We start from the raw sequence: 18,222 nt of genomic DNA on the forward strand, positions 1-18,222 counted from the left end.
TCTTCACGACTGTTGGGCCGTTCCGACGAGTGAGACTTTAGCGGAGTCCTGCCTCCCGAGCTAATCGGGGGCGTTCTTTCGAACACGGATTCCTCATTTCGCAAAGACGCATGAAAACGAGCCGTGGCGCATCTCAGAGAGAAGCGACATCGATCGTTGAATGGTTCTTGCGGAATGGCCACCCGGGGACCGGTCAGGGACCGGAGCTCACGTCGGGCAACTCGGAGAACACTACGTACCGGGCCCAGGTGTGTCAACTTCACGCCTGTGAGGTCTACTCTTGGGCTCGTGACTACGCATGCGCACACCCAGCAGTGGTGGGCCGCCTGACGGCGGCCGGCACAAGCATGCACCCAACGGCCGCCGCCTCGGCGGCCGTTCTTGTATCTCCCTCCTGGAGACCACGGAGCCCGGCAGCCGGGCCGCGGCGGTCCTGACCAGGAGGTGGAGTGATGACGCGAATCTTCAGCGGGGTCAAGCCGACCGGGCATCTGACGCTGGGGAACTATCTGGGCGCCGTACGTCAGTGGGCAGAAGTCGATCAGCACAGAGCTGACGCGCTGTTCAGCGTCGTCGATCTGCACGCGCTGACCGTGGATCACGATCCCGGGCGGGTGCGGCGACTCAGTAAGCAGGCGGCGACGCTGTTGCTTGCCTCGGGGCTCGATCCCGAGGTGTGCACCGTGTTCGTGCAGAGTCATGTGGACGAACACGCCCGGCTGTCGTATCTGCTCGAGTGCGTCGCCACGGACGGCGAGATGCGGCGGATGATCCAGTACAAGGAGAAGTCCGCGCGCGAGCGGGAGCGGGGCGGGAGTGTTCGGCTGTCGCTGCTCACCTACCCCGTGCTCATGGCGGCGGACATCCTCGCCTACGGGGCGGACGAGGTTCCTGTGGGTGATGACCAGACGCAGCACGTCGAGCTCACCCGGGATCTCGCGGTGCGGTTCAACCAGCGGTACGGGCACACCTTCGTGGTGCCGCGCGCGACGCCGCCCGCGGTCGCGGCGCGGGTCAAGGACCTCCAGGACCCGACTTCCAAGATGGGGAAGTCGCACGACAACGGCGCCGGGATCGTCTATCTCCTCGACGAGCCGGACGTTGTGCGGAAGAAGATCCTGCGGGCGGTGACGGACAGCGGCGCGGAGGTCGAGTACGACCGCGAGGCCAAGCCCGGGGTGTCGAATCTGCTGGAGATTCTGGCCGCTTGTGAGGGTGGGAACCCGGAGGGCCTGAGCGGTGTATATGAGTCGTATGGCGCGCTGAAGAAGGCGACCGCGGAGGCCGTGGTGGAGCTTCTGGCGCCCCTGCAGAAGAGGCACAAAGAACTGGTTGCGGATCCCGCGTATGTAGAGGAGGTGTTGCGGCGCGGTGCTGAGCGGGCGAGGGAGATGGCGAAGCCAACCGTGGACGCCGCCTATCGGGCGATCGGGCTGCTTCCCGCTGCCTAAGCGTCCCTATATAGGGGCGTCCTAAGGAGGACCGTTCTTAGGAGCGGTGTTCTTAGGAGTGGGTGACGGGCCGCTGGGCGAATGAGGCCCGGTAGGAGCGTGGGCTGGTGGCGAGGCGCGATGCGAAGTGCTGGCGCATCGTGACCTCGCTGCCGAAGCCCGCGCGGCGTGCGACTTCGGGCATGGGGAGGTCGGTGCGTTCGAGCAGCTTCTGCGCTGCCGCCATGCGCTGGTCCAGAAGCCAGCGCAGCGGGGTGGTGCCGGTCGCTCCGGTGAAGTGACGGGCGAAGGAGCGCGGGGACATGCCGGCGCGCGCGGCGAGGCCGGCGACGGTGAGCGGTTCGTGGAGGTGCTGGAGTGCGTATGCGCGTACGGAGGTGAGCGCATCGGCGTCGCGGTCGGCTCGTGGCGTGGGGTGCTCGATGAACTGGGCCTGCGTTCCGGTGCGGAAGGGGGCCGTGACCATGGACCGGGCAATGGTGGCGGCGGTCTCCGCGCCGTGGTTCCTGCGGACGAGGTGCAGGCAGAGATCGATGCCGGCGGCTGTGCCTGCGGCGGTCCAGATGTTGTCGTCCTCGATGAAGAGGGCGTCAGGTTCGACGGTGACCAGGGGGTGATGGGCGCGGAGCAGGTCGACGAGGTTCCAGTGGGTGATCGCGCGGCGGCCGTCCAGTAGGCCGGCTTGGGCGAGTGTGAAGGCGCCGCCGCAGAGGGCGGCGATGGTGACGCCGCGGGCGTGGGCGCGGCGCAGGGACTCGAGGACAGGTTCGGGCGCAGGGGTGAGGTGGTCGTCGAGGCCAGGGACGACGAGCAGATCGGTGGCGGGCGCGAGGCGTGTCAGCCAGGTGAGGGTGCGATCGGGGGTGAGGGTGAATCCGCCTCGCATGGGGACGGGCGTGCGGTCTTCGGCGACGCGGCGCAGGTCGAAGACAGGGACGCCGCGGTCGGTGCGGTCGGTGCCCCAGACCTCGGTGATGACGGAGACGTCGAAGGCCCGGATGCCGGGGAAGGCGAGGAGGGCGATGCGCTGGGCGGGGTGCGCGGGTGAGTGCGGGTCTGCGTGCGGCACAGTGGCAGTAAATCATCGATCGCTGTCTTTTGCGTCTCTGGGGTAGGCGCGCTCCGGGCGGGAGCATCGTGGGCATGGAGATCGCAGACAACGCAGCGCTGATCGTGGTGGACGTGCAGAAGGGATTCGAGGAGGAGGGATTCTGGGGACCGCGGAACAACCCTGCGGCTGACGAGAACATCGCGTCGCTGATCGACGCGTGGCAGTCGACAGGGCGGCCGGTCGTATTCGTGCGGCATGACTCGCCGAAGCCGCAGTCGCCGTTGCGGCCCGGGTATGCCGGGAACGGTTTCAAGGAGTACGTGGAGGGGCGGCGTGGGAAGGGGGACGGGGCGGAGCTCCTGGTGACGAAGTCCGTGAACTCGGCGTTCTACGGGACGCCGGACCTGGACGCGTGGCTCAGGGCGGCCGGCATCGGACAGTTGGTGGTGGCCGGGATCCAGACCAACATGTGCGCGGAGACGACAGCGCGGATGGGCGGGAATCTGGGGTATGAGGTGCTGTTCGCGCTGGACGCGACACACACCTTCAACCTGGAGGGCCCGTTCGGCTGGCACCGCACAGCGGAGGAGCTGGCACAGGCGTCGGCGGTCTCACTCCACGGGGGCGGCTTCGCCCGGGTGGTCACGACGACGGAGGTCGTGGCTTGGGCGGGGGCGCTTCGCGTGTGACGGTCGGGCGCGGGCGCCTCGGGCATGACCGTCAGGCACGGGCGCCTCAGGCATAACCGTCAGGTGCGGGTGGGGAGCCCTGCCGGTGAGGATCGGTGCCGGGTGGCGTGTTGCCGGCGGGCGGGCGCCGTCGCACCGGTGCGGGGCGTCGCCGTAACGGTGTGGCCCGTCGGCCGTGCCCGTGTGATTCGCAGCGCCGTGTGAGGGCTGCTCTCGCATCGCCCGTCCTTCTCACGACGCCGCCCGCGCAGCACTCGGGCGCGGGCGGCGGTGGAGGGCGTAGGTCGGTGGGTCAGCTGTTGCCGGAGGCCAGCTCTCGGCTGCGGTCTCGGGCGGCCTCCAGGGCGGCGATCATGGCCGCGCGGACTCCGTGGTTCTCGAGTTCGCGGATGGCGTTGATCGTGGTGCCGGCGGGGGAGGTGACGTTTTCCCGGAGCTTGACCGGGTGCTCGCCGCTGTCGCGGAGCATCGTCGCGGCGCCGATCGCGGACTGGACGATCAGGTCGTGGGCCTTGTCGCGGGGCAGGCCGAGCAGGATGCCCGCGTCGGTCATGGCCTCGACCAGGTAGAAGAAGTACGCCGGGCCCGAGCCGGACAGGGCGGTGCAGGCGTCCTGCTGGGACTCGGGGACGCGGAGCGTCTTGCCCACGGCGCCGAAGATCTCCTCGGCGTGGGCGAGGTGGGCGGCCGTGGCGTGGGAGCCGGCGGAGATGACGGACATGGCCTCGTCGACGAGGGCGGGCGTGTTCGTCATGACGCGCACGACGGGGGTGCCTTCGGGCAGGCGCTCCTCGAAGAAGGTGGTGGGGATGCCCGCCGCGCCGCTGATGATCAGGCGGTCGGCGGGGAGGTGCGGGGCGAGTTCCGTGAGGAGCGTGCCCATGTCCTGGGGCTTGACCGTGAGGATCAGGGTGTCGGCCTGCTTGGCGGCTTCCGCGTTGGTGACCGGGATGACGCCGTAGCGGGTGCGGAGCTCTTCGGCGCGTTCCGGGCGGCGGGCCGTGACCAGGAGGTTGGCCGGGGCCCAGCCGGCCCGGATCATTCCGCTGAGCAGGGCCTCGCCGATCTTTCCGGTGCCGAGGACTGCGACGTGCTGCTGGGGCATGGAGGCCACCCTTCGGGGCGCGGGGTGCGGTGCGGTTGCGTCCGTCGGGGTCATCCTCGCATCGGCGGCGGTCAGGCCGTACGGCGGCGGAGAGTTGCGGCGCCGAGGGCCAGGACGAGGACGGCACAGCCGGCGACGACGGCCGCGTCGCGGATGAAGTCGGCGGTGAGGTCGGTGTGGCGGAGGACTTCGTTCATGCCGTCGACGGCGTACGACATGGGGAGGACGTTGGAGATCGCTTCGAGGACGGGCTGCATCTTGTCGCGCGCGATGAACAGGCCGCACAGGAGCAGTTGGGGGAAGATCACCGCCGGCATGAACTGGACGGCCTGGAACTCGGAGGCCGCGAAGGCGGAGACGAAGAGGCCGAGGGCGGTGCCGAGCAGGGCGTCGAGAAGGGCGACCAGGAGCAGGAGCCAGGCGGAGCCGGTGACGTCGAGACCGAGGCCCCACAGGGCGAGGGCCGTCGCCAGGACGGACTGGACGACCGCGAGGGCGCCGAAGGCGAGGGCGTAGCCGGCGATGAGGTCGCCCTTGCCGAGGGGCATCGCGAGGAGGCGCTCGAGGGTGCCCGAGGTGCGCTCGCGCAGGGTGGCGATGGACGTGACCAGGAACATCGTGATGAGCGGAAAGATGCCGAGGAGGGAGGCACCGATGGAGTCGAAGGTGCCGGGGCTGCCGTCGAAGACGTAGCGGAGCAGGAAGAGCATCACGCACGGGACGAGCAGCATCAGGGCGATGGAGCGCGGGTCGTGGCGGAGCTGGCGCAGGACTCGGGCTGCGGTGGCGAGGGTGCGGGCTGCGTTCATCGGGGGCTCCGCTGGAGGGTGTTGGCCTGGTCGACGAGGTGGAGGAAGGCGTCTTCGACGGTGTCGGCGCCGGTGGCGGCCCGCAGGGCGTCGGGGCTGTCGTCGGCGAGGATCTCGCCTTCGCGCATGAGGAGGAGGCGGTGGCAGCGTTCGGCCTCGTCCATCACGTGGGAGGAGACGAGGAGCGTGGCGCCGCGCTCGGCGGCGATGGAGTGGAAGAGGTTCCACAGGTCGCGGCGCAGGACGGGGTCGAGGCCGACGGTCGGTTCGTCGAGGACGAGGAGTTCGGGGGTGCCGAGGAGGGCGACGGCGAGGGAGACGCGGCTGAGCTGGCCGCCCGAGAGATTGCCTGCCAGGGCGTCGGCGTGGGAGGTCAGGTCCACTTCGGCGATGACGCGGGCGACGTCGTCACGGCGGTGGGAGGCGGCGGCGCGGCCCGGCTGGAGTACTGCCGAGAAGTAGTCCAGGTTCTGGCGCACAGTCAGGTCGGCGTATACGGAGGGGGCTTGGGTGACATATCCGATGCGGGAGCGGAGTTCTGCGGAGCCCGCCGGGTGGCCGAGGACGGTGAGCGTGCCGGTGACCTTGGCCTGGGTTCCGACGATCGCGCGCATGAGCGTGGACTTGCCGCAGCCCGAGGGGCCGAGGAGACCGGTGATCTGACCTCGGGGCACGGCGAAGTTAAGGGCGTGCAGGACGGGGCGGGGGCCTCGGACGACGGTGAGGCCGGCGGCGTATACGGCGGCCGCCGGGGGTTCCGGCGAAGCGGCGGAAGAGGGGGAGGGGTCCGGGGAGGATGACCCCTCGGGAATATTCATCATGTGATGAATATTCCTCCGGTGAGGCCGGACCGTCAAGCGTCTCGGGGGCGCAATGGCGGCGCCGGCGCTCGCGGGGTCGACCGGAAGCGGGACGTCCGCGGGCGGGTGACTCCGCGCTCCAGGGGACATCAGGACGTAACGGAAGTTCGGCCCGTCCTCAACTCCCTTACGTGACAATGGATTTCGGTGCCGGGGTCTCCCCCACTGCCGGCGCCCACGCATCTCCCCCGGAGGTGCGCTTCAGATGCGTCCCGTTCGTCATGCACGTCATGTCCGTCAGGTGCCTGGTTCCCGATCCCTCGCCCGCCCTTCCCTCCCCCGTGCCGATCTGGGCGCTGCCCGGCAGCAGCCTGCAGGTCAGCGGGCCGGCGGCCGAGCTGACCGTCCTCGTTCACGAGGCCGTGCACACCCATGGCCCTGCCGCGCTCGGCGTCCTGGTGGCCGCCGCCGGGCTCCTGCAGATCGGGCTGGGGGTGCTGCGGCTCGGGCGGTGGTTCCGGGCGGTGTCCGTCACCGTTGTGCAGCGGATGCTCGCGGGGATCGGCCTCGTACTCGTCGCAGGTCAGGTGTACGCGAAGGGGGACGCCGCGTCCGTGCCCGCGAGCGGGGTGGGCAAGGTGCTCGGGCTCGCGGCGCTGCCCGGTGCGTCGGATCCCGTCGCACTCGCGGTCGGCGTCGGGACCGTCCTCGTACTGGTGCTGTGGCCCCGCTGGCGGCGGGCGGCGCGGCTGCTGCCCGCGCCGCTGGCCGCGATCAGGCCGGCAGCCGTGGTGACCGGGGCGTTCGGGTTACCGGTCCGACGCGTGGAGGTGCGCGGGCTGTTCGACGCGGTGCAGCTGCCCTCGCCGGCGAGTGCGGGGCTCCTGGTGCACGCGGGCTGCAAGCCGGTCCCGGTACGGGAGTTGCTGCCGGTACGGGAGATGGTGCCGGTGTGGCGTGAGCATCAGGGTGAGGCGGTGGTGCTCGCGGTGACGGCGTTCGCGATCGTCGCCACGAATCTCTTCGAAGGGGTGCTGGTGGGGCTCGCGCCCGCCGTCGCGAAGACGGCGTGGGACATCAGCCGCGTACAAGTCCGGACCGAGGACCGGGGCGGCCGGGCTGGTCGTACGGGTGGCCGGCAACGCCGCGTTTCTGCGGTTGCCGAAGCTGCTCGACGCGCTGGAGGCCTTGCCTGCCGACCGGGACGTGCGGCTGGAGCTGGACGGGCTGAGGCATCTCGATCACGCGCGCGCCACGGCGCTGGAGGGGTCGGTGGCGGGGCGGGTGCGGACGACGGTGTCGTGAGGTTGTGGGTGCGGCCGACCTCGTAGCGGCTGTGGGTCAGGTGCGGATGGCCACCAGGAGTTCGACCACGTAGGTCTCCTCCACCGTGCCGTCCGGGAAAAGCTCGCCGACCCGGGCGCGCTCCTCGGTGAGGAAGGCCTGCGCGTCGCCCTCTTCGAGGACAAGGAACGCCGAGTGGCTGCCGATGTTGGCGAGGTGCGTGTCCAGCGGGACATGCCGGCTCCACCGCACGTGGCGCAGCGTGACCTCGCCGCGTCCCGGCAGGGCCGTAAGACCGGACAGTTCGGTGGCGCGGGCCTCGTCGGGCCGCTGCCTGGCGCCCGTCTCCACACCCACGTGGCGCGCGATGCGCTCGTGCTGCGCGGCGATCCACGGGACGTCGAGGGCAACGGTGTTCCACCACAGCGCGAGCGCGCCGCCCGGGCGCAGGACCCGCATCGCCTCGGGGGCCGAGCGGGCCGGCTCGGTCCAGTGCCACGACTGGGCGTAGGTGAGGAGGTCGAGGGAGGCGTCAACGAGCGGGAGGGCGTTGCCGTCGCCCCGCACGATCGGCACGGCGGGCAGGGTCTGGCGGAACTCGAGCGCCATGCCCTCGCCCGGTTCGACGGCGACCACGCGTGCGCCGCGCGCGTGCAGGAGGGCGGTCGAGATGCCGGTGCCCGCGCCTACGTCGGCCACGCGGGCGCCGGCGAGGGGCCGTCCGGCCGCTTCCTCGACGGCCTCTAGGAGGGCGGGCGGGTAGGACGGGCGGTTCGCGGCGTACTGGGCGGCGGCGATGTTGAACGAGTCAGCGCGCGAGACAGTGGTCATGCCGCCATCCTGTCCTGCGCGGGGGACTCTCGTCAGTACGTGGTGTGCGGCTCGGGCGGTGCCTCGTCGCCCGTACGCGCGGGGGGCTTTGTTTGCGCCCGGGGAGTGTGTCAGCCCTTGCGCTTCTTCTTCGACGGGTTGCCGGTGCGGCGGGTGCTGCGGCGTTCGTACTGTTCGCGGGCGGTCGCGTACTCCTGCCTGCGGAGTTTCTCGCCCGGGGCCTCGGAGAAGCAGCGCAGGCAGTACGCGAGCAGTACGCCGACGAAGCCGATCGACATGAAGCCGCGCAGGGACGCCTGCGCCTCGGGGTCCGGGCGCTTGGAGAAGCCGTCCCACGTGCGGCGGAAGGCGAGGGCGCTGCAGATCGCGAACATCAGGACGACGAGTACGTTCACGAAGGAGCCGACGTCGGCGATGGCCAGGCCCTCGTACGCGAAGCGCAGCACGAAACAGCCGGCCGCCGCGCCGACGAGCGCGCCCGCGGCGACCGCTGCGCGGCGCCAGGTGTAGCCACCGTCGTGCTCGACCCAGGTCCTGCCGAAGAAACGGATCTCCTCGGGCTGGGGGCCTGCGGGGATGCCGCCGTCTGCTTCCGGGGTCTCGGGGGCGGGGCTGAGGGTGCCGGATTCGTCGCTCACAGGTCGATTATGGCGGGCTCCGGCGGCGGCTTGGGGTCCGGAGGTCGGGCTTGGGGTCCGGAGGTCAGGCTTGAGGGCCGGAGGTCAGGCTTGAGGGCCGGAGGTCAGGCTTGGGTGGGGCTTGGGTGGTGCCAGGCGGGTCCGGTGGATTGTCAGACCCCTCCCCTACATTGCCCGTATGACGAATTACGTACTGGTCGCAGGGGCGTGGCTCGGGGCGTGGGCGTGGGACGACGTGGTGCCGGACCTGCGTGCGGCGGGGCACGGCGCGCACGCCGTGACGCTCACCGGGGTCGCCGACAAGCTGGGTCTTCCGGCGGGGCAGAAGACCCATGTCCAGGACATCGTCGACGAGGTGGAGCGCCTCGGACTCCGCGATGTCGTGCTGGTCGGGCACAGCTACTCGGGCATCCCGGTCGGTCAGGCCGCCGAGCGGATCGGTGACCGGCTGAGGCGCGTGGTGTTCGTCGACTCGAGTGTTCCGGCGGACGGGGAGTCCTTCGTGTCCGCGTGGTGGCAGGGGCCGGCGGCGCTGGAGGCCGTACTCGCCGCGAACGACGGTGACTGGCCGCCGCTGACTGCGCCCGAGTGCGAGGGGCAGGGGCTCGACGATGCCCAGATCGCGCGGTTCGTGAGCGGGGCCACGCCGCACCCGGGGGCGTCCCTGTCGGAGCCGGCCGTGCTGTCCCGCCCGCTGGGCGAGCTGCCGGCGACGTACATCAAGTGCCTGCTCGACGGGCCGGAGCCGAGTGATGACGTGGCCGAGCTCCTGCGCGGCGAGAGCTGGCGGCTGCGGGAGATGGACACGGGGCACTGGCCGATGTTCTCCCGGCCGCGGGAGCTGGCGCGGATTCTGCTTGAGGAGGCCGGGGGCGAGCAGCGGTAGCCAGGCCGGTTGAGGGGCGGGAGCCAGAGGCCCCCGCCCGCCGTCCGCTACGCGCAGCGCGGGGCCACGTAACCGTCGTTGCCTGTCTTCACATACGCGTCCGACACGTACTGACCATTGGCGATGTTGTCCCAGAGGTTCGTCGTGCCGTATGTGCCGCTGATGCTCTCGCCCGGCTTCTGGCAGTTGATCGGCACGCGGGCGTCGAGCGGCAGGACCTTGACCAGCTGGTAGTGGGTGCCGGGGCCGCTGCGTACCTTCAGGCGGACTCCGGGGGCGACCGGGTAGCGGATGGCGAGCGCGTCGGCGTTCAGCTGCTCCGCAGTGCCCCCTGCCTCATCCGCCGCGATGCCCTCAACCGTTCCCGCGCCGTCCTCAACAGCCATGTCGGTCTCCCCCGTTGATCACTCTGACGTCTCTGACATCTCTGAACACGCGTACGTGCCGCGCGACCCGCGCAGGCTAGCAAGCCCCTCCGACATCGCACGCACCATCGACTAGGCTCCGTGCGTCGCGCTTGCGGACACAGACACGGGGGTGGGCGATGCCGCCGCTGCGCAGCACCGGGCCGGGCCGGGAAGCGGAACATCCTGAGTACGCCGGGCAGTACCGTCTTGAGTCATGCCTCGGCGCGGGCGGCATGGGTGTGGTGCACCTGGCGACGTCCGCTTCGGGGCTGCGTCTCGCCATCAAGGTCGTACATGCCGAGTACGCGGCGGATCCCGAGTTCAGGGCCCGTTTCCGGCAAGAGGTAAACGCCGCGCGAAGGGTCAGCGGCGCCTTCACCGCGCCGGTGGTCGACGCCGATCCGAATGCCGAACTGCCGTGGATGGCCACGCTGTTCATCCCCGGCGACACGCTCGCCGAGCGGGTGAAGCGGAACGGCGCGCTGGCGTCCGACGACGTCCGCAGGCTGGGTGCGGGGCTCGCCGAGGCGCTGCGCGACATCCATCGTGTCGGCGTCGTGCACCGCGATCTCAAGCCGAGCAACGTCCTCCTCGCCGCCGACGGCCCGAAAGTCATCGACTTCGGCATCTCCCGCCCGACGGACAGCGATCTGCGTACCGAGACGGGCAAGTTGATCGGCTCGCCGCCGTTCATGGCGCCCGAGCAGTTCCAGCGGCCCCGTGAAGTGGGACCCGCCGCGGATGTCTTCGCCATGGGCGCCGTGCTGGCCCACGCGGCGACGGGGCGCGGGCCCTTCGACTCGAACAGCCCGTACATCGTCGCCTACCAAGTCGTCCACAACGAGCCGGACTTGGCCGGGGCGCCCGAGGACCTCGCGCCGCTGATCAGGCGTTGCCTCGCGAAGGAACCCGGGGAGCGGCCCCTGCCCGCCGAGATCATGGAGGCGCTGCGGCAGCCTTCCCCGGCCGGGACGGGAACCGGGACCGGCGCTGGGACAGCGGGTTCTGGGGCCGGCGCGTTCATACCGGCCCAGCGGCGCCCGAGCGGGCAGCGGTACCCGGACAGGCAGTCGGACGCGGACGGCGGACGCGAGGAGAGCACCCGGTGGACCCGGCGCATCCGCCGCCAGGACGGGCCCGCGCCCGCATCCACACCCGCCGGCCAGGACTCCCCCGCGTCCCGGGCGGACCAGCCCACCCACCCGCGGCCGGGCGAAAGAGCCACGCCGAAGTCACCGCGGCACCGTCGCCGCTGGGCACTGACGGCAGGAGCCGTACTCGCGCTGGCAGCGGCCGGCGCAGGCATCGCGCTGTACACGGCGGAGGGCGGTGGCGGGACCGGATCCGGCGGGACGGCCGTGCGGCAAGCCGGATCCTTCAAGCCCTGGCACAAGAACCTCGGTGGAGCGAGCGCCACCGCCCCGGCGTGCGCCTCCGGGCCGGGCGCCCTCTACTGCGTCAGCGGCGGCGGCAGAACAACGCGGCTCGACCCGCTGAACGGCCACGTCGTGTGGGCCTCGGCCGCGCCCCGCGAGCGGCACCCCTCCGGCACGACCGCGCAGCGGTCCGCTCCGGCGGCGCCCACGCTGTCCGGAGGACTGCTGCACCTGGTCGACGACGGCCGGATCAGGGCACTGGATCCCCGTACGGGCGAGGAGCGTTGGGACGTCGACGCGTCCGCGTACGAGGCCGTGGAGCACGGCGTGGACACGACGCTGCTGATCGGATCGGGCGGTACCGTGCGCGCCCTGAACAGCGCGACCGGCGAGCCGCGGTGGACGAAGCGCGTCGGCGGCCTCGGCACCCAGTGGATCGCTGGACCGCGCGGCGACGGCGACTTCTTCGCCGTAACGGCGTCCGCCGACGGAGGCACCACGTCGGTCAGCGCGATCGGCGCCCACGGGGGCGCCGTGCTGTGGACCGTCCGGGCCGCGGGCAGCCTCAGCCCCTTCGGCGCATCGGACGAAGCCGTGTACCTGCTGTCCACCGACACGGACCTCCTGGTGGACGCCGTCGTACGGCTCGACACCGGCGACCGGACCGCACACCGCTTCCCCCTGACGACGCCCGCGGACCAGGCCGAGGCCACGGAGAGCGGCGGCATCGCCTACGTATACGGAGCCGGCGGCTCACTCGTCGCCGTCGACACCACGGCGACGAGGCCGCAGGACGCGGTCAGCTGGCGCCTGGAGACCTCGGTCAGCCGCCCCTCGCGGCCCGTCGTGTCGGACCGGTCGCTCTACCTCACCGCACCCGACGGCCGCCTCCTCGCCACCGACGCCCGTACCGGCAAGCCCCTGGGCCAGACGCGCCCCCGACTCGGGAGTGAACCCGGGCGGGTGGCCGGGGAGTTGCCCGCGCCCGTCGTGGGTGAGGCAGGGCGCGTCTACGGGAGTGCGCCGGACGGGAGTGTGTTCGGGGTGGACGGGCGGGAGCCCGGGCGCTGGTGACGTGGGCCGGGGCAGCACTCAGGTCAGGCACGGTCGCCGTACAGACGTAAGGACAGTCGCCGTACAGACATGAGCCCGCCCGGCAGCGAAATCGCCGCCGGGCGGGCTCACATCAGCGTCGGTATCGGCAGTGGCACTGGCCGATGCGGGCTCGGACAGAGTCACGCCACCGCCTCATCCGGCGGCAGTCGGTCCTCAGCCCAGCTTCGAGACGTCCCGCACCGCGCCCTTGTCCGCGCTCGTGGCCATCGCGGCGTAGGCGCGCAGCGCCGCCGAGACCTTGCGTTCCCGGGCGACCGGGGCGTAGACGCCGTTCAGGGCCTCGCGGCGGGTGGCCAGCTCCGCGTCGGGGACGAGGAGTTCGATCGAGCGGTTCGGGATGTCGATGCGGATGCGGTCGCCGTCCTGGACGAGGGCGATCGTGCCGCCGGACGCCGCCTCGGGCGAGGCGTGGCCGATGGACAGGCCCGACGTGCCGCCGGAGAAGCGGCCGTCCGTGATCAGGGCGCAGGTCTTGCCGAGGCCGCGGCCCTTGAGGAACGACGTCGGGTAGAGCATCTCCTGCATGCCGGGACCGCCCTTGGGGCCCTCGTAGCGGATGACCACGACGTCGCCGTGCGTGATCTCCTTCTTGAGGATCTTGTCGACGGCGTCCTCCTGCGATTCGCAGACGACCGCCGGACCCTCGAAGGTCCAGATCGACTCGTCGACGCCCGCCGTCTTCACGACGCAGCCGTCGACCGCCAGGTTGCCCTTGAGGACCGCCAGGCCGCCGTCCTTCGAGTACGCGTGCTCGGCGGACCGGATGCAGCCGTTCTCGGCGTCCACGTCGAGCGCCTCCCAGCGCTCCGACTGGGAGAACGCCTCCGCCGAGCGGACGCAGCCGGGGGCCGCGTGCCACATCTCGACGGCCTCCGCGGACGGGGAGCCCCCGCGCACGTCCCACGTCTTCAGCCAGTCGGACAGCGACGGGCTGTGGACGGAGTGGACGTCCTCGTTCAGGAGGCCGGCCCGGTACAGCTCGCCGAGGAGGGCGGGGATGCCGCCGGCGCGGTGCACGTCCTCCATGTAGTACGTGCGGTCCTTCGCCACGTTCGGCGCGACCTTGGCGAGGCACGGCACACGGCGCGAGACGTCGTTGATCTCGTCCAGACCGAAGGCGACGCCCGCCTCCTGCGCGGCGGCCAGCAGGTGCAGGATCGTGTTGGTGGAGCCGCCCATGGCGATGTCGAGGGCCATGGCGTTCTGGAAGGCCGCGAAGGTGGCGACGTTACGCGGCAGGACCGACTCGTCGTCCTCCTCGTAGTAGCGGCGCGTGATGTCCATGACGGTGCGGGCCGCGTTCTCGTACAGCGCCTTGCGGGCCGTGTGCGTCGCGAGGACCGAGCCGTTGCCGGGCAGGGAGAGGCCGATGACCTCCGTCAGGCAGTTCATGGAGTTGGCCGTGAACATGCCGGAACAGGAACCGCAGGTCGGACAGGCGTTCTCCTCGATACGGAGGATGTCCTCGTCCGAGATCTTGTCGTTCACGGCGTCGGAGATCGCGTCGACCAGGTCGAGCGTGCGGACGGTGCCGTCGACCAGGGTGGCGCGGCCGGACTCCATCGGGCCGCCGGAGACGAAGACCGTCGGGATGTTCAGGCGCAGGGCCGCCATCAGCATGCCGGGCGTGATCTTGTCGCAGTTCGAGATGCAGATCAGGGCGTCGGCGCAGTGCGCCTCGACCATGTACTCGACGCTGTCCGCGATCAGGTCGCGGGAGGGCAGCGAGTAGAGCATGCCGCCGTGGCCCATCGCGATGCCGTCGTCGACGGCGATCGTGTTGAACTCGCGTGCGATGCCGCCCGCCGCCGTGATCGCGTCGGAGACGATGCGGCCGACCGGCTGCAGGTGGGTGTGGCCGGGCACGAACTCGGTGAACGAGTTGGCCACGGCGATGATCGGCTTCCGGCCGATGTCCGCACCGGGTACCCCGGAGGCGCGCATAAGGGCGCGCGCGCCCGCCATGTTGCGTCCATGGGTGACTGTGCGGGACCTCAGCTCGGGCATCGTCGCTCGCTCCTTCAAGGGCCCGCATACGGGCCCGTGCGGCAGATAGGGCTGCTATCGAGCGTACGCCGCCGATCCAGGATCCGGACAGAGCGTCCGGAATGCGGGACGGGCGTCTCGCTGTATGTCCCGTTCAGCCGGCCGGAGCCCTCGTCACTCCCCCGTCAGATGCCCCTGCACCACCGGCGCCACCCGCTCGACGATCCGCTCCATGTCGGCCGACGCCAATGGTTCCACCTTGATCACGTACCGCAGCATCGCGACCCCCACGAGCTGCGCCGCCGCCAGCTCCGCCCTGAGCTCGGCCTCCTCGGACGGCAGGTCGAGCTGCCCGGCGATCTTCCGCAGCAGCTGTACGGCGACCAGGCGCCGGAAGACGGCCGCCGCGGTCTCGTTGTTCACGGCCGAGCGGACGATCGCGAGGAGCGGGGCACGGGTCGCCGGGTTCTCCCACACGGAGAAGATGAAACGGGTGAGGCGCTCGCCGACGCCGTCCGTCGGGCCGTCCTCGATGGCGGCCGGCGCGTTCAAAGCGGGGGCGAAGGCGACCTCGATGGACGCCTCGAAGACCTGCTCCTTCGTACCGAAGTAGTGGTGCACCAGTGCCGCGTCCACGCCCGCCGCCTTGGCGATGCCGCGTACCGACGTCTTCTCGTAACCACGCTCGGAGAACTCCGCGCGGGCCGCCTCCAAGATGCGATCGCGGGTCGCGGGGCCCGCCGCCTCCGTCTGCGTACGGGAAGGCCGCCCCCTGCGGCGTACGGGAGGGACGTCCGGGTCGGTCATGAGCGGGGAACCCGGACCGCCGACGCGAGGTGGAGCCGGGTGAAGGCGAGTGCCTCGGCGAGGTCGGCCTCACGTTCGGCGCTGGACATGGCGCGGCGGGTGTTGACCTCGATGACGACGTGCCCGTCGAAGCCGGTCAGGGCGAGGCGCTCCAGGAGCTCGGCGCAGGGCTGCGTGCCGCGGCCGGGGACCAGGTGCTCGTCCTTGCTGGAGCCGCCGCCGTCGGCGAGGTGGACGTGGCCGAGGCGGTCGCCCATGCGGTCGATCATCGACATCGCGTCGGTGCGGGCCGTCGCGGTGTGGCTGAGGTCGATCGTGAAGTGCCGGTAGTCGTCCTTGGTGACGTCCCAGTCGGGGGCGTACGCGAGCATCTCGCGGTCCCGGTAGCGCCAGGGGTACATGTTCTCGACAGCGAAGCGGACTTCCGTCTCGTCGGCCATGCGCCAGATGCCGTCGACGAAGTCGCGTGCGTACTGGCGCTGCCAGCGGAAGGGCGGGTGGACGACGACCGTGGACGCGCCGAGCTTCTCCGCCGCCGACTTCGCGCGCTGGAGCTTGGTCCACGGGTCGGTGGACCAGACGCGCTGCGTGATCAGCAGACAGGGCGCGTGCACGGCGAGGATCGGGACCTGGTGGTAGTCGGAGAGCCGGCGCAGGGCCTCGATGTCCTGGCTGACGGGGTCGGTCCAGACCATGACCTCGACGCCGTCGTAGCCCAGGCGTGCCGCGATCTCGAAGGCCGTCGCCGTCGACTCCGGATAGACCGAGGCCGTCGACAGGGCGACCTTCGCATCCGGGATGCGCACCACTGGTTCTGCCACGGAGACAGAGTACGGGCCCCGGCTGAGCCCCGGGGAGGTGGCCGGCGGGCGGGCGCTGTGGGGTGCGCCTCAATTGGGCATCCCCGGCCGGCGGCCCCGGGCAGTGGCGGGAGCCGCCGCGGCCGGGGTGCCCGTGACCGCGACCCGGCCGCGGCCCGCGGTACGTCCCGTCAGACCCCCGGCATGTGGTCGAGCCGCCTGAGGATCACGCCCTCCCGGAGCGCCCAGGGGCAGACCTCCAGGGTTTCCACCCCGAACAGGTCCATGGCACCCTCGGCCACCAGCGCGCCCGCGAGCAGCTGGCCCGCTCGGCCCTCCGAGACCCCGGGGAGTTCGGCGCGCTCCGCCTCCGTCATCGCGGCGAGGCGCGGCACCCAGTCCTCCAGGGACTTGCGCTTCAGGTCCCGCTGGACGTACAGCCCCTCGGTGGAGCGGGCCGCTCCGGCCAGGCGCGCGAGCTGCTTGAACGTCTTGGACGTGGCGACGACGTGATCGGGTTTGCCGAAGCGCGTGAACTCCCCGACCGAGCGTGCGATCTGCGCCCGCACGTGCCGGCGCAGCGCCTTGATGTCCGCGGCGTCCGGCGGGTCACCCGGCAGCCAGCCCGCCGTCAGGCGCCCCGCCCCGAGCGGCAGCGACACCGCGGCGTCGGGCTCCTCGTCGATGCCGTACGCGATCTCGAGTGAGCCGCCACCGATGTCCAGGACAAGCAGCTTCCCGGCCGACCAGCCGAACCAGCGGCGGGCCGCGAGGAAGGTGAGCCGGGCCTCCTCCTCGCCGGTGAGGACGCGCAGCTCGACGCCGGTGTCCTCCTTGACCCGGGCGAGGACCTCGTCGGCGTTGCTCGCCTCGCGTACGGCGGAGGTGGCGAAGGGGACGAGGTCCTCGACGCCTTTGTCCTCGGCCGCCTCCAGGGCGTCCCGCACGGTGGCGGTCAGCCGGGCCACGCCGTCGGGGCTGATGGCGCCGCGGTCGTCGAGGAGCTGCGCGAGCCGCAGCTCCGCCTTGTGCGAGTGCGCGGGCAGCGGTCGCGCGCCCGGGTGTGCGTCCACCACAAGCAAGTGCACCGTGTTCGAACCCACGTCGAGGACACCGAGTCTCATATACGGAACGCTACTGCGCCTGGGGCGGGCGTCAGTCCCCGAGGGCACCGCAGCGCGCTTACCCTGGAACCGTGCCAAAGACGAAAAAGGTCAACGCCGACAAGCGCGGTAAAAGCGACAAGGAAGCCAAGTCGGCCAGTAAGCCGTCCAAGGCGCCGAAGTCGAAGGAATCGGGAACTAAGGGGTCACCGCTGAACGAGTCATCAGCGAAGACGGCATCTTCGAAGGGCTCAAAGGGGGCGTCCGCGAAGGGCACGTCTTCAAAGGGCACGTCTTCAAAGGGCAGGGCGAAGGGTTCCGTCCCGGACGAGAAGGGTCTGGACTTCGCCCGCGCCTGGGTCGAGTTCCCCGACCCCGCGGACGACGAGCAGATCTTCCGCTGCGATCTGACGTGGCTGACTTCGCGCTGGAGCTGCATCTTCGGGAGCGGCTGCCAGGGCATCCAGGCGGGCCGCGCGGACGACGGCTGCTGCACGCTCGGCGCCCACTTCTCCGACGAGGACGACGAGAAGCGCGTGGCCGGCTTCGTGGCCCGGCTCACGCCCGACATCTGGCAGCACCACGAGGTCGGTACGGAGACGGGCTGGGTCTCCAAGGACGAGGACGGCGAGCGCCAGACCCGCCCGTACAACGGCTCGTGCATCTTCCAGAACCGTCCCGGCTTCAAGGGCGGCGCGGGCTGCTCGCTGCACATCCTGGCGATCAAGGAGGGCCGCGAGCCCCTGGAGACCAAGCCGGACGTGTGCTGGCAGCTCCCGGTCCGCCGGACCTACGAGTGGATCGACCGGCCCGACGACACCCGCGTGCTCCAGGTGTCCATCGGTGAGTACGACCGCCGCGGCTGGGGCCCGGGCGGCCACGACCTGCACTGGTGGTGCACCTCGGCGACGTCGGCCCACGGCGCGGGCGACCCGGTGTACGTCTCCTACCGGCCCGAGCTGACCGAGCTCATGGGCAAGGAGGGCTACGACCGCCTCGCCGAGCTGTGCGAGGAGCGCCTGGCCTCCCAGCTGCCGCTGCTCGCGCCGCACCCGGCGGATCCCGCCAGCGCTTCCTAGCCCC

16 protein-coding genes and 1 pseudogene are annotated in these 18,222 nt (G+C 71.2%); 6 read left to right on the top strand and 11 right to left on the bottom strand.

Features of this window, described 5'->3' with window-relative positions:
* The first annotated feature begins 452 nt into the window (after positions 1-452).
* A complete protein-coding gene (gene trpS / locus OG574_RS22310) occupies positions 453-1,451 on the top strand; it encodes a tryptophan--tRNA ligase (protein ID WP_326774652.1) in 999 nt (332 codons plus the stop codon).
* A gap of 52 nt (positions 1,452-1,503) precedes the next feature.
* Here trpS and OG574_RS22315 read toward each other — a convergent pair whose 3' ends face one another.
* Positions 1,504-2,520, bottom strand: a complete 1,017-nt coding sequence (locus OG574_RS22315) for a GlxA family transcriptional regulator (protein WP_326774653.1) — start codon at positions 2,518-2,520, stop codon at positions 1,504-1,506.
* Between the two features lie 74 nt (positions 2,521-2,594).
* Here OG574_RS22315 and OG574_RS22320 point away from each other — a divergent pair, with 74 nt between their 5' ends.
* Complete coding sequence (locus tag OG574_RS22320) at positions 2,595-3,191, top strand: cysteine hydrolase family protein (protein ID WP_326774654.1); 597 nt, start codon at positions 2,595-2,597, stop codon at positions 3,189-3,191.
* 292 nt (positions 3,192-3,483) lie between these two features.
* On the opposite strand, the gene proC is transcribed toward OG574_RS22320, so the two are convergent.
* The 3 genes from proC to OG574_RS22335 form a co-directional block, all read right to left on the bottom strand.
* The gene (gene proC / locus OG574_RS22325) at positions 3,484-4,296 is read right to left on the bottom strand and encodes a pyrroline-5-carboxylate reductase (RefSeq protein WP_100597764.1); all 813 of its coding nucleotides are present in this window, start codon (positions 4,294-4,296) and stop codon (positions 3,484-3,486) included.
* A 71-nt stretch (positions 4,297-4,367) separates the two neighbouring features.
* Positions 4,368-5,105, bottom strand: coding sequence for an ABC transporter permease (locus OG574_RS22330; RefSeq protein WP_326774655.1), 738 nt, complete (start codon positions 5,103-5,105; stop codon positions 4,368-4,370).
* On the bottom strand, positions 5,102-5,926 hold the full coding sequence (locus OG574_RS22335; RefSeq protein ID WP_326774656.1) for an ABC transporter ATP-binding protein: 825 nt from the start codon (positions 5,924-5,926) through the stop codon (positions 5,102-5,104). Before OG574_RS22335 ends, OG574_RS22330 begins: the two co-directional genes overlap by 4 nt.
* Positions 5,927-6,261: 335 nt before the next feature.
* Here OG574_RS22335 and OG574_RS22340 point away from each other — a divergent pair.
* Positions 6,262-7,210 (top strand): annotated as a pseudogene (locus OG574_RS22340) (SulP family inorganic anion transporter); the annotation flags it as partial.
* A gap of 36 nt (positions 7,211-7,246) precedes the next feature.
* Here OG574_RS22340 and OG574_RS22345 read toward each other — a convergent pair.
* Together OG574_RS22345 and OG574_RS22350 are read right to left on the bottom strand one after the other, a co-directional pair.
* Positions 7,247-8,020: a class I SAM-dependent methyltransferase gene (locus OG574_RS22345; RefSeq protein ID WP_326774657.1), complete on the bottom strand. Its 774-nt coding sequence runs from the start codon at positions 8,018-8,020 to the stop codon at positions 7,247-7,249.
* Between the two features lie 110 nt (positions 8,021-8,130).
* The gene (locus OG574_RS22350) at positions 8,131-8,658 is read right to left on the bottom strand and encodes an EamA/RhaT family transporter (RefSeq protein ID WP_326774658.1); all 528 of its coding nucleotides are present in this window, start codon (positions 8,656-8,658) and stop codon (positions 8,131-8,133) included.
* A 178-nt stretch (positions 8,659-8,836) separates the two neighbouring features.
* Between OG574_RS22350 and OG574_RS22355 the strand changes: the two genes are divergently transcribed.
* Entirely contained in the window at positions 8,837-9,544 is a 708-nt protein-coding gene (locus OG574_RS22355; RefSeq protein WP_326774659.1) for an alpha/beta fold hydrolase, read from the top strand.
* Between the two features lie 47 nt (positions 9,545-9,591).
* Here OG574_RS22355 and OG574_RS22360 read toward each other — a convergent pair whose 3' ends face one another.
* The gene (locus OG574_RS22360) at positions 9,592-9,930 is read right to left on the bottom strand and encodes a peptidase (protein WP_326774660.1); all 339 of its coding nucleotides are present in this window, start codon (positions 9,928-9,930) and stop codon (positions 9,592-9,594) included.
* A gap of 158 nt (positions 9,931-10,088) precedes the next feature.
* Here OG574_RS22360 and OG574_RS22365 point away from each other — a divergent pair, with 158 nt between their 5' ends.
* Complete coding sequence (locus tag OG574_RS22365) at positions 10,089-12,401, top strand: protein kinase domain-containing protein (protein WP_326778578.1); 2,313 nt, start codon at positions 10,089-10,091, stop codon at positions 12,399-12,401.
* Positions 12,402-12,596: 195 nt separating this feature from the next.
* Here OG574_RS22365 and ilvD read toward each other — a convergent pair whose 3' ends face one another.
* From ilvD to OG574_RS22385, 4 genes are all read right to left on the bottom strand, one after another.
* Positions 12,597-14,450, bottom strand: coding sequence for a dihydroxy-acid dehydratase (ilvD, locus tag OG574_RS22370; RefSeq protein WP_326774661.1), 1,854 nt, complete (start codon positions 14,448-14,450; stop codon positions 12,597-12,599).
* Positions 14,451-14,603: 153 nt separating this feature from the next.
* Complete coding sequence (locus tag OG574_RS22375; protein WP_326774662.1) at positions 14,604-15,236, bottom strand: TetR/AcrR family transcriptional regulator; 633 nt, start codon at positions 15,234-15,236, stop codon at positions 14,604-14,606.
* Positions 15,233-16,057 carry a sugar phosphate isomerase/epimerase family protein gene (locus OG574_RS22380; RefSeq protein ID WP_199842024.1) on the bottom strand — a complete coding sequence of 275 codons (825 nt, stop codon included), beginning with the start codon at positions 16,055-16,057 and terminating at the stop codon, positions 15,233-15,235. The genes OG574_RS22375 and OG574_RS22380 overlap by 4 nt, the downstream gene beginning before the upstream one ends.
* A 170-nt stretch (positions 16,058-16,227) precedes the next feature.
* Positions 16,228-17,160, bottom strand: coding sequence for a Ppx/GppA phosphatase family protein (locus OG574_RS22385; protein ID WP_100597754.1), 933 nt, complete (start codon positions 17,158-17,160; stop codon positions 16,228-16,230).
* 317 nt (positions 17,161-17,477) lie between these two features.
* Here OG574_RS22385 and OG574_RS22390 point away from each other — a divergent pair, with 317 nt between their 5' ends.
* Positions 17,478-18,218 carry a hypothetical protein gene (locus tag OG574_RS22390; RefSeq protein WP_326778579.1) on the top strand — a complete coding sequence of 247 codons (741 nt, stop codon included), beginning with the start codon at positions 17,478-17,480 and terminating at the stop codon, positions 18,216-18,218.
* The last annotated feature ends 4 nt before the right edge of the window (positions 18,219-18,222 follow it).

It is taken from the genome of Streptomyces sp. NBC_01445 (genome assembly GCF_035918235.1).
Taxonomy (GTDB): domain Bacteria; phylum Actinomycetota; class Actinomycetes; order Streptomycetales; family Streptomycetaceae; genus Streptomyces.

Excerpts from the sequence above, each read along its gene's own strand:
- trpS (WP_326774652.1), top strand. The coding sequence starts at position 453 with ATGACGCGAATCTTCAGCGGGGTCAAGCCGACCGGGCATCTGACGCTG.
- OG574_RS22320 (WP_326774654.1), top strand. The coding sequence starts at position 2,595 with ATGGAGATCGCAGACAACGCAGCGCTGATCGTGGTGGACGTGCAGAAG.
- proC (WP_100597764.1), bottom strand. The coding sequence starts at position 4,296 with ATGCCCCAGCAGCACGTCGCAGTCCTCGGCACCGGAAAGATCGGCGAG.
- OG574_RS22330 (WP_326774655.1), bottom strand. The coding sequence starts at position 5,105 with ATGAACGCAGCCCGCACCCTCGCCACCGCAGCCCGAGTCCTGCGCCAG.
- OG574_RS22335 (WP_326774656.1), bottom strand. The coding sequence starts at position 5,926 with ATGATGAATATTCCCGAGGGGTCATCCTCCCCGGACCCCTCCCCCTCT.
- OG574_RS22345 (WP_326774657.1), bottom strand. The coding sequence starts at position 8,020 with ATGACCACTGTCTCGCGCGCTGACTCGTTCAACATCGCCGCCGCCCAG.
- OG574_RS22355 (WP_326774659.1), top strand. The coding sequence starts at position 8,837 with ATGACGAATTACGTACTGGTCGCAGGGGCGTGGCTCGGGGCGTGGGCG.
- OG574_RS22360 (WP_326774660.1), bottom strand. The coding sequence starts at position 9,930 with ATGGCTGTTGAGGACGGCGCGGGAACGGTTGAGGGCATCGCGGCGGAT.
- OG574_RS22365 (WP_326778578.1), top strand. The coding sequence starts at position 10,089 with ATGCCGCCGCTGCGCAGCACCGGGCCGGGCCGGGAAGCGGAACATCCT.
- ilvD (WP_326774661.1), bottom strand. The coding sequence starts at position 14,450 with ATGCCCGAGCTGAGGTCCCGCACAGTCACCCATGGACGCAACATGGCG.
- OG574_RS22375 (WP_326774662.1), bottom strand. The coding sequence starts at position 15,236 with ATGACCGACCCGGACGTCCCTCCCGTACGCCGCAGGGGGCGGCCTTCC.
- OG574_RS22385 (WP_100597754.1), bottom strand. The coding sequence starts at position 17,160 with ATGAGACTCGGTGTCCTCGACGTGGGTTCGAACACGGTGCACTTGCTT.